The organism is Longimicrobium sp. (assembly GCA_036389795.1).
Taxonomy (GTDB): domain Bacteria; phylum Gemmatimonadota; class Gemmatimonadetes; order Longimicrobiales; family Longimicrobiaceae; genus Longimicrobium.
On record DASVWD010000183.1, the window covers coordinates 1 to 4,748 of the forward strand.

Annotated in this window: 2 protein-coding genes; both read left to right on the forward strand. The window is 75.5% G+C overall.

What is annotated here, in order from left to right:
* Window positions 1-1,298: non-ribosomal peptide synthetase (locus VF746_22880; protein ID HEX8695274.1), on the forward strand; the 1,298-nt coding region annotated here is incomplete at its 5' end.
* Window positions 1,299-1,341: 43 nt separating this feature from the next.
* Window positions 1,342-4,748 (forward strand): beta-ketoacyl synthase N-terminal-like domain-containing protein (locus tag VF746_22885; protein HEX8695275.1); only part of this gene is annotated, 3,407 nt, incomplete at its 3' end.

Genomic DNA, 4,748 nt, shown 5'->3' on the forward strand with positions numbered 1-4,748 from the left:
TCCGCCACTACGGGGCGGACGCGGGGAGCGGCGCGCCCGTCTTCTCGTCCATGGCGGTGGACCTCACCATCACCAACCTGCTGCCGCTGTTCTGCGGCCACCCGGTGCACTTCCTCCCCGAGGAGAACGCCGTCGAGGCGCTGGCGGACGCGATCCGGCGGCAGCCGGGCTACGGGCTGATCAAGATCACCCCCACGCACCTGGCGCTGCTGAACGACATGCTCACGCCGGAGGACATGCGCGGGAGCACGAAGACGCTCGTCGTGGGCGCGGACTTCCTGAACGCGGAGCCGACGGTGTTCTGGCAGGACAACGCGCCGGACGTGCGGCTGATGAACGAGTACGGCCCCACGGAGACCGTCGTCGGCTGCTCGGCGTACCTGCTGCCCACGGGGCGCCACCGCGAGGGGCCCGTCCCCGTGGGGCACCCCATCCAGAACCTCACCTTCCACGTGCTGGACGGGCGGATGGAGCCCGTCCCCGTCGGCCTCCCCGGCGAGCTGTACATCGGCGGCGCGGGCGTGGCGCGCGGCTACCTGGGCCGTCCGGCGCTCTCGGCGGAGAAGTTCGTCCCGGACCCGTTCGGGGAAGCCGGCGCGCGGATGTACCGCACGGGCGACCGCGCCCGGTGGCGGGCGGACGGCAACCTCATGATCCTGGGCCGCAGCGACAACCAGGTGAAGATTCGCGGCTACCGCGTGGAGCTGGGCGAAGTGGAGGCCGCGCTGCGCCGCCGCGAGGGCGTGGCGGCGTGCCTGGCCGTGATGCGCGAGGACGTGCCGGGCGACCGCCGGCTGGTGGCCTACGTGGTGGGCGACGCGAACGCCGCCGACCCGTCCGCCCTGCGCGGGCACATGCTGGCCAGCGTGCCGGAGTACATGGTGCCCAGCGCCTTCGTGCGGCTGGACGCGCTGCCGCGGACCCCCACCGGAAAGCTGAACCCGCGCATGCTGCCCCCGCCCGTGTACGCGGCCGCCGCCGATGCCGTGGCGCCGCGCAGCGAGATGGAGCGCCAGGTGGCGGAGGTGTGGACGAGCGTGCTCTCTCTCCCGGAGCTGGGCGTGCACGACAACTTCTTCGACCTGGGCGGCACCTCGCTGCTGCTGTACCGCGTGTACAGCCGGCTGCGGGAGATCCGCCCCGACCTGCGGCTGGTGGACCTGTTCCGCTACACCACGGTGGAGTCGCTGGCGGCGCACATGGCCGCCGAGACGCCGCAGGGCGCCGAGTTCCTCTCCCAGAGCCGCTCGCGAGCCGCGGAGCGCCGGGCCGCCCGCCGGCCCGTGCGGGGGAGCTGAGATGATGAGCCAGGGCAGTACATCCGCAACTGGAGCAGACGACATGGAGCCCGAGGGCCACGAGGCCGACATCGCGGTCGTGGGGATGAGCTGCCGCTTTCCCGGGGCCGGCGACCCGGCGGCGTTCTGGGCCAACCTGCGCGGGGGGGTGGAATCGATCTCCTTCTTCTCGGACGAGGAGCTGCGGGCGGCAGGGTACCCCGAGTCCATGCTCCGCGACCCGTCGTTCGTGCCCGCGTACGGCATCGTGGCCGATCCGTGCGCGTTCGACGCGGCATTCTTCGGGATCACGCCCCGCGAGGCGCAGGTCATCGACCCGCAGCACCGCGTGTTCCTGGAGTGCGCCTGGAGCGCCCTGGAAGACGCGGGGTACGACTCGGCGCGCTTTCCCGGCGCCATCGGCCTGTACGCGGGGTGCGGGTTCAGCACCTACATGGCCAGGGTCATGGCGGACCCCGAGGTCGCGGCGTCGGTGCCGCACCGGCTCGTCATCCAGGGCAACGACAAGGACTTCCTCACCACGCGCACGTCGTACAAGCTGGGGCTGCGCGGGCCCAGCGTTGCCGTGCAGACGGCCTGCTCCACGTCGCTGGTGGCCATCCACCTGGCCTGCCAGAGCCTGTTGAACCGCGAGTGCGACCTGGCGCTGGCGGGCGGCGCGAGCCTGAGCCCGTACCAGGCGGGCGGCTACCTGTACCAGGAGGGCGGCATCGTCTCCCCGGACGGGCACTGCCGCGCCTTCGACGCGGAGGCGGCGGGGACGGTGGGCGGCTCCGGCGCGGGGGTGGTGGTCCTCAAGCGGGTGGCCGACGCCCTGCGCGACGGCGACACCATCCACGCCGTGGTCAGGGGCTCCGCCATCAACAACGACGGGGCGGGGAAGATGGGCTTCACGGCCCCCAGCGTGGAGGGCCAGGCCGCCGTGGTGGCCGAGGCGCTGGCGCTGGCCGGGCTGGACCCGTCGGACGTGTCCTACATCGAGGCGCACGGCACGGGCACGCCCCTGGGCGACCCCGTGGAGGCGTCGGCCCTCAAGGAGGTCTTCCGGGGGGTGCCGGAGGGCGCCGTGGCCCTGGGCGCGGTGAAGACCAACATCGGCCACCTGGACACGGCGGCCGGGGTGGCGGGCTTCATCAAGACGGTGCTCGCGCTGGAGCACGGCGAGATGCCGCCCACCCTGCACTTCCGGTCGCCGCACCCGGAAGCGGGGCTGGAGGGCTCGCCCTTCTTCGTGAACGCGTCGCTCCGGGAGTGGAAGCGCAACGGGGCCCCGCGCCGGGCGGGCGTGAGCTCGCTGGGAATCGGCGGCACCAACGCCCACGTGGTGCTGGAGGAGGCGCCCGCGGCCGCGCCCTCCGTCCCCGCGGACGCACCGCAGCTGCTGGTGCTGAGCGCCAGGAGCGAGGCGGCGCTGGAGCGGATGCGCGGCAACCTGGCCGCGCACCTGGAGGCGAACCCCGCGCTCCCGCTGGCGGACGTGGCGTTCACCCTTCAGGAGGGGCGGGCCGCGCACCTGTACCGCTGGGCCGCGGCCGTGCGCGACGGGGGGGAGGCGCGCGAGGCGCTGACGGCCCCCCGCAAGCCCATGGGCCGGCGCGCGGCGGACCCCGCGCCCCCCGTCGCCTTCCTGTTCCCGGGGCAGGGGACGCAGTACGCGGGGATGGCGCGCGAGCTGTACGAGCGGGAGCCCGTCTTCCGCGCGGAAATCGACCGCTGCGCCGCCGTCCTGACGCCGCTGCTGGAGACGGACCTGCGCGCGGCGCTCTTCCCCTCCGACGAGGGCAGGGACGAGGCGGACGCGCTCCTGCGGCAGACCCGCTGCACGCAGCCCGCGCTCTTCGCCGTGGAGTACGCGCTGGCCAGGCTGTGGATGTCGTGGGGGGTGCGGCCGGCGTCCATGCTGGGGCACAGCATCGGGGAGTACGTGGCGGCGGCGCTGGCCGGCGTCTTCGCCCCCGAAGCGGCGCTCCGGCTGGTGGCGGCGCGCGGGCGGCTGATGCAGGCGCTCCCCGCGGGCGCCATGCTGGCCGTCCCCCTCCCGGAGGCGGAGGTGGCGCCCCTGCTGGCCGGACGCCTGTCGCTGGCGGCGGTGAACAGCGGCCAGCACTGCGTGGTGTCCGGCAGCCCGGAGGAGGTGGACGGGGTGGAGGCCCTGCTCGAGGAGCGGGGCGTGGCCGCGCGGCGGCTGCACACGTCGCACGCGTTTCACTCCGCGGACATGGACCCCATCCTGGACGAGTTCGCGGCCGAGGTGCGCCGCGCCCGTCCCGCCACGCCCGCGCTCCCCTTCCTCTCCAACGTCACGGGGGACTGGATCACCCCGGCGGAAGCCGCGGACCCGGGCTACTGGGTGCGCCACCTTCGCCAGACCGTCCGCTTCGCGGATGGCGTGGGCCGGCTGCTGCAGGACCCCGCCCTGGTGCTGCTGGAGGTGGGCCCGGGCGAGACGCTGGGCACCTTCGCTCGCCGCCATCCCGATGCCGACGCCGGGCGGGTGGTGGTGCGCAGCCTGGCGAAGGCGGGCCAGCCCGAGCCCGCGGACGTGGCCCTGCGGAACGCGGCGGGCGCGCTGTGGGCCGCCGGCGCCGTCCTGGACTGGAGCGCCGTGCGCGGGCCCCGGCCCGGGCGCCGCGTCCCCCTTCCCACGTACCCGTTCGAGCGCACGGTGGCCGTGGTACCGCCGCGTCCCCGCGCCGCCGCGCCCGCGCCCGAAGCATCCGCCGCTCCGGCGGCCGAAACCCCCGCCGTTCCGGCGCCGGAAGCACCTGCCGCTCCGGCAGCCGGGGCGCCCGCCGCATCCACATCCAGCTCACCCGTGATCTCCCAGCCGATGGCCCTGCCCGTGACAACCGCATCCGTGCCCGTTCCCGACAAGGCGTCCCGAGTCGCCGCCGTGCTGACCGGCGTCGTCGCCCAGCTGGTGGGGGTGGAGCCGGGCCAGCTGGACCCGGACGCCAGCTTCCTGGAGTTCGGGGTGGATTCGCTCCTGCTGATGCAGCTGAGCCGCACCGTGGAGCGCCGCTTCGGCGTCCGCGTGCCGTTCCGCCGCCTCCTGGAGGGGCTGGCGAGCATCGGCGAGCTCTCCGCGCACCTGGCCCGCGAGGTCCCGGACGACGCGTTCCCGCCCCCCGCGCCCGAGCCCGCGCCGGCCCCCGCGGCTGCCGCGCCGGCTCCCGCGCCCGCCGCCGCCGAGGCGGCTCCGGCGACGGCACCGGCGGCGAACGGCGCCACCGCGCCGGCGCCCGTGGCCGTGAACCGGCTTCCGGCCCTGCCTCCCGCCGGGGCGGGAGACGGGTCCTCGCTGCAGGACATCGTGACGCGGCAGCTGGCCCTCATGCACGCGCAGCTGGTCCTGCTCGCCGGCGCGCCCCTGGCGGAGGCGAGCGCCCCCGCGGCGGCCGAATCCGCCGCGCCCGCGCCCGCCGCCCCCGTCGAGACCCCGCACCCCGC